Origin of the sequence: Actinoallomurus acaciae (genome assembly GCF_042429965.1) — a bacterium.
Classification (GTDB): domain Bacteria; phylum Actinomycetota; class Actinomycetes; order Streptosporangiales; family Streptosporangiaceae; genus Actinoallomurus; species Actinoallomurus acaciae.
On sequence record NZ_JBHLZP010000501.1, the window covers coordinates 1 to 5795 of the forward strand.

Sequence of the window (5795 nt, forward strand, 5' to 3'; positions counted from 1 at the left end):
GCGCGAGGCCGCCGCCGACGGCGTACGGATCAACGTGGTCAGTCCCGGGCCGGTCGCCACCGCGATGTCGATGCGCCCCGGCGAGAGCGAGGAGGACCGCACGGCGCGGGTCGCGGCCCGCGTGCCGGCGGGACGGATCGTCGCGGCCGAGGAGGTCGCCGCCGCCGTCCTGTGGCTGGCCTCCCCCGAGGCCGCGTTCGTCGTCGGGCACGAACTCACCGTCGACGGCGGCGCGACCGCCTGACCTCCGGAGGGCCTGTCCCAAAGTCCCGCTGTCCGGCCGCGCGGCGCCTCGCCGCGTTGTCGCCCCCACCCCGCGGAGGGCCGACGGCCGAACCAGGCCGACTCCCTCCCCCGCCTTGCGACGCGCCCCCTGGAGTCGCTACGAACGGGGACCTTGAGACAGGCCATAAGACCTGTTTCCTGCCCGATATCGGGCAGGAAACTTGGCTTCCCTCCACCGCATCGGGTTAGATCCTGGCATATGCCCGACCGCGTGTACGACGACCTTCTCGTCCACCTCACCCGTACGACGTCGCTGAGCGCGGGTGAGGCCGCGCGCGTGGTGGCCGACGTGCTGGCCTACTTCGCCGAACAGGCCGAGGACTTCGTCCGCCGGCGGCACGCCGAGCTGAAGGCGCACGGGCTGACCAACGACCAGATCTTCGAACGCGTCGCGGCCGAGCTGCCGCAGCGCCGGGTGGCTCCGCCGGAGCTGTCGCTGCGCCAGCTCCGGCGGATCGTCTACGGCTGAGAGGAAGTCCTCATGTGCGGAATCGTCGCCTACACCGGACCCGGGGACGCCGTCCCCATCCTGACCGAGGGACTGGCGCGCCTGGAGTACCGCGGATACGACTCGGCCGGGCTGGCGGTCGTCGGCCGTTCGGGCGACCTGCGGGTGCGCAAGGCCGAGGGTCGCGTCGCCGCCCTGGCGGCGAGCCTGCCCGCCCGGTTCAAGGGCGGTACGGGCATCGGCCACACCCGGTGGGCGACGCACGGTGAGCCGAGCGACGACAACGCCCACCCGCACGTCGCCGGGAGCGTGGCGGTCGTGCACAACGGCATCATCGAGAACGCCGACGAGCTGCGCGCCAAACTGGCGGCCGACGGCGTCGTCCTCACCTCCGAGACCGACACCGAGGTCCTGCCGCACCTGATCGCCCGCTCGGAGGCCGCCGAGCTGGAGGACGCCGTACGCGAGGCGCTGTCGCATATCGTCGGCACGTACGGCATCGCCGTCGTGGACACGCGCCACCCCGGCGTGCTCGTCGTCGCCCGCAACGGCAGCCCGGTCGTGCTCGGCATCGGCGAGAAGGAGATGTACGCGGCCTCCGACGTCGCCGCGCTGGTCCGCTACACGCGCCAGGTGGTGCACCTGGACGACGGCGAGCTCGCCACGATCCGCCCGGACGGGTTCCGCACGTCCACCCTCGACGCCCGCGCCACGCGCAAGGAGCCGTCGGTCATCGAGACCGAGGACGCCGCCTACGACGCCGAGGGCTACACGCACTTCATGCGCAAGGAGATCCACGAGCAGCCCGCCGCGGTCGAGCGCGCGCTGCGCGGACGGCTCGACGGCCGCTTCCACACCGCGCACCTGGGCGGGCTCGACCTGGACCCACGCGAGGCGCGGGCGATCCGCCGGGTCAAGATCCTCGGGTGCGGCTCGGCGTACTACGCCGGTCAGGTGGGCGCGCAGCTCATCGAGGAGCTGGCCCGCATCCCGGCCGACGCCGAACCCGCCTCGGAGTTCCGCTACCGCAACCCCGTCGTCGAGGCGGACACGCTCTACATCGCGGTCAGCCAGTCCGGCGAGACCTACGACACGCTCGCGGCCGTCCAGGAGCTGCGGCGCAAGGGCGGCCGGGTGCTCGGCGTGGTCAACGCGGTCGGCAGCGCGATCGCCCGCGAGTGCGACGGCGGCGTCTACCTGCACGCCGGGCCGGAGATCGCGGTGGCCTCCACCAAGGCCTACACCTCGACGGCCGTGGTGTTCGCGCTGCTCGCGCTCCACCTGGGCCGCATCCACGACCTGTCCCCCGCCGACGGGCGGCGGATCGCCGAGGGGCTGCGGGCGCTGCCGGGCCAGATCGAGGAGATCCTGCGCCAGGAGGACCGGATCGCCGCGCTCGCCGCGGATCTGGCGAAGTACCGCAGCATGCTGTTCGTCGGCCGGGTGCGCGGCTGGCCGGTCGCGCGGGAGGGGGCGCAAAAGCTCAAGGAGGTCTCCTACATCCACGCGGAGGCGTATCCGGCGAGTGAGCTCAAGCACGGTCCTCTCGCCCTCATCAGCCCCGACCTGCCGGCCGTCGCGATCGTGCCGGACGACGAACTGCTGGACAAGAACCGCTCGACGCTCGGGGAGATCCGCGCCCGGCACGGCCGGGTCATCACGATCGGCCACACCGAGACGGGCGAGGACTCCGTCGTCGTACCCAAGAACGAGCCGGAGCTCGACGCGATCCTGCTGCCGATCCCCCTGCAACTGCTCGCCTACCACGCCGCGGTCGCCCTCGGCCACGACGTCGACAAGCCACGAAACCTGGCCAAGAGCGTCACCGTCGACTAGGGGCGGCCACGAGGCCCCCGGTCACGAGTTCTGCCTGGTCGCCGAACCGCCTGCCGGAGGCCTCACCAGTCAACGATCACAATGCGCCGTAACCCCACTCCGGAACACGGCTAAAAATACACTCATGTCTGTATGATGCTGGGCATGGTCGGCGGCTCGGCGGGCAGAGACCTCGCGAACACCGTCTTCCGCGCGTCCGGGAAGTTCTTTCACACGACCGCGGAGGGGATCTCTCACACCTACGCGGACATCACCCGGCCGCTCTCCGCTCTCCGGCCTCGGGGTACCGAGGCGTACGCGTCCCTCTTCGAGCAGCCCGGCCGCGAGGACGGCGTGTTGATGCGCGCCGGCGCCAAGAGAATCGGGGAGATCTCGCGGTCCATGAGGTGGACGGACTGGCGGTACTTCACGGGCGACACCATGCGCGAGGTCGCCGAGAACGTGAATCCGCTGAAGGCGAGGAGATTCACCCCGAACTCATCCGCGTCCGCGTTGGCGGTGGACGACTTTCTCGGCGGCACCGTCTCGGTCGCCGGTCAGATGAAGCGCGAGGCGACCTTCGATGAGTTCCTCTGGATGGCGTCCCAGCACCTGAGGAGCCCCTTCGATGGCAACATGCCCGGCGGGGCGTCCGAGATCGCGGCGTATCTGCGCAACATTCCGGGCGCTCGGGGATTCCTTTACCTAGGGCGTCACAACCCCGCCGTTCCCCCCTTCGCCAACGTCGTGAGCATCGCCGATGAGGATGTTTATTACATCAACGGCCGGAACGGGATCGTGGCGCCGCTCGACAAGATGGCCGGGGAGTTTCCGTACTGCTCGTTCATGCCGACCGGACCCGGCGACGAATGGCTGTGAACGCGAGGGGCGAGGGGGTCAGCGCGCGGTCTCGCGCAGGATCTGGGTGAGGAACTCCGCGTTGGAGGAGGTGTCGCGGAGCTTGCCGAGGAGGAGTTCGAGGGCCTCCTGCGGGCCGAGGGCGGTCAGGATCTGCCGCAGGCGGTTCACCGTCTCCAGCTCGGCCGGTGACATCAGCAGGTCGTCGCGGCGTGTGCCGGAGGCGGCGATGTCCACGGCCGGGAAGATCCGCCGGTCGGCGAGGTCACGGCGTAGCCGCAGCTCCATGTTGCCGGTGCCCTTGAACTCCTCGAAGAAGACCTCGTCCATGCGCGAGCCGGTCTCCACGAGCACCGAGGCGAGGATGGTCAGCGAGCCGCCGTCCTCGACGTTGCGGGCGGCGCCGAGGAACCGGCGCGGCGGGTGGATCGCGCTCGTGGCCACGCCTCCGGCGAGGATGCGGCTGTTCGAGGGCGCCGCGAGGTTGTACGCCCGGCCGAGGCGGGTGATCGAGTCGAGGATGACGACCACGTCACGGCCGAGTTCGACGAGTCGTTTGGCCCGCTCGATCGCCAGCTCGGCCACGGTGACGTGCTCGCTCGCCGGCCGGTCGAAGGTGGAGTGCACGACCTCGGCGTCCACCGACCGGCGCATGTCGGTGACCTCCTCGGGCCGTTCGTCGACCAGGACGACCATCAGGTGGCAGCCGGGGTCGGCGGCGCGCACGGCCTTCGCGAGGGCCTTGAGCACCAGGGTCTTGCCCGCCTTCGGCGGTGCGACGATGAGCCCGCGCTGGCCTTTCCCGATCGGGGCGATCAGGTCGGTGACGCGCCCGGTCAGGTCGTCCCGGCCCGTCGCCAGCCGCAGGCGCTCCTGCGGGTACAACGGCGTCAGCTCGGCGAACACGGGCCTTTTACCGGTGTTCTCGGGATCGTTCGCGGGCCGGCCGTTGACGGTGTCCAGGCGGACGAGGCCGCGGAACCTCTCCCGCCGGTTTCCGGGCCGGGGAGAGCGCGCGGCGCCTTCGACGTGGTCGCCGGGGCGCAGCCCGTACCGCTCGACCTGGGCGGCGGACAGATAGGTGTCGCCGGGTCCCGGCAGGTAGCCGGTGGCCCGGACGAAGGCGTTCTTGTCCCCCACGTCGAGGATGCCCGACACCGGCACGGGCGGGTTCTCCTCGGGAGGCTCGGTGTGAGCCGCGCGGGGCGCGGCGGTGGGTTCGATCACGGTGGTCATCAGGGGTCCTTTCGGCGGAACGATCGGAGGAAGGGCACGCGGAAGAGAGCACGCGGCCCGGAAACCCGGTGCACGCCACGGCGGAAATCCACGAGAGAAGGCATCGATCTCGCGGGGGAGGTTCGGTCACCCGAGAAAGAAGGAGGGTGAGAAAGACGCAGCCGCACCGGCTGGGAAGGGCACCTATCCGGAACGAGCCGGAATCCTCGGCGACATCGTCAGCGTATACCACGCCGCCGTTATTCCGCCACACCGCCGCGCGAAAGGCCGGCCTCGCTCGTACGGGGGAGGTGACGGACGGCGCCTTCTGCCAGGATCGACGGCATGAGATCCGTGGTCCGCCCGCTCGTGAGCGTCACCACCTATCGGCGCTGGACCTTCCTCCTCGGTGGCACGGCGCTGCTGGTGCCGTACCTTTTGATCTACGCCGCACTCGTCCAGATCATGCGGAACGTGAGCGACCAGCCGACGCGCGGCTTCTTCGACACGGTGATCATGCTGGCCGCGTTCATCGTCATCTCCGGCTCCGTCGCCTTCATCCCGGCCGTACGGGTCCTGTGCCGGACCGCCGCCGAGACGCTGCTCGGCGTGCCACTGCCCGAGGAGACGCCGGAGGGCCTGCGGTCGTGGCGCTCACGCCGCCGCACCGCCGTCTGGTGGCTGCTGCACATCGGGGTCGGCGGCACGACCGGGTTCGCCGTGGTGTTCGGCGTGCCGATGATGCTGTTCCTGCTGGAGACGCCGTTCCTCGACCGCGAGACCACGCGCCGCTTCCTCGGCCACACGTGGGTGTTCGCGCCGTCCTGGTCGGTGCCCCTGGCGCTGCTGACGCTGCCCGCGATCGCCTACCTCGGCGCCGGGGTCGGCGCCCTGTTCGCGCGGCTCGCGCCGCTGCTGCTCGGCCCGTCCGCCGCCGACCTGCTGGCCCACCTGGAGCGGCGCGCCGAGTCGCTGATGGAGCGCAACCGGCTGGCGCGGGAGCTGCACGACTCGGTCGGCCACGCGCTCACCGTCACCACGCTGCAGGCGGCCGCGGCGGCACGCGTGCTCGACAGCGACCCGGAGTTCGCCCGGCGCGCGCTCACCGCGATCGAGGAGACCGGACGCACCGCCCTGGAGGACCTCGACCACGTCCTCGGGCTGCTGCGCGAGG

5 protein-coding genes and 1 pseudogene are annotated in these 5795 nt (G+C 71.1%); 5 read left to right on the forward strand and 1 reads right to left on the reverse strand.

The features are described from left to right. The 4 genes from ACFFNX_RS40000 to ACFFNX_RS40015 all read left to right on the forward strand — a co-directional run. On the forward strand, positions 1 to 244 hold a 244-nt coding region (locus tag ACFFNX_RS40000), incomplete at its 5' end, for an SDR family oxidoreductase (RefSeq protein WP_378211375.1). 240 nt (positions 245 to 484) lie between these two features. Further along, a complete protein-coding gene (locus ACFFNX_RS40005; protein WP_378211377.1) occupies positions 485 to 754 on the forward strand; it encodes a hypothetical protein in 270 nt (89 codons plus the stop codon). A 12-nt stretch (positions 755 to 766) separates the two neighbouring features. Further along, positions 767 to 2569: a glutamine--fructose-6-phosphate transaminase (isomerizing) gene (gene glmS / locus ACFFNX_RS40010; protein WP_378211378.1), complete on the forward strand. Its 1803-nt coding sequence runs from the start codon at positions 767 to 769 to the stop codon at positions 2567 to 2569. A 144-nt stretch (positions 2570 to 2713) separates the two neighbouring features. Next, the gene (locus tag ACFFNX_RS40015; protein ID WP_378211379.1) at positions 2714 to 3427 is read left to right on the forward strand and encodes a hypothetical protein; all 714 of its coding nucleotides are present in this window, start codon (positions 2714 to 2716) and stop codon (positions 3425 to 3427) included. Between the two features lie 18 nt (positions 3428 to 3445). Here the strand turns inward: ACFFNX_RS40015 and rho are convergent. After that, positions 3446 to 4585, reverse strand: a pseudogene (gene rho, locus ACFFNX_RS40020) (transcription termination factor Rho); the annotation flags it as partial. 381 nt (positions 4586 to 4966) lie between these two features. Here rho and ACFFNX_RS40025 point away from each other — a divergent pair. Further along, a partial coding sequence (locus ACFFNX_RS40025) for a histidine kinase dimerization/phosphoacceptor domain-containing protein (protein WP_378211380.1) occupies positions 4967 to 5795 on the forward strand: 829 nt, incomplete at its 3' end.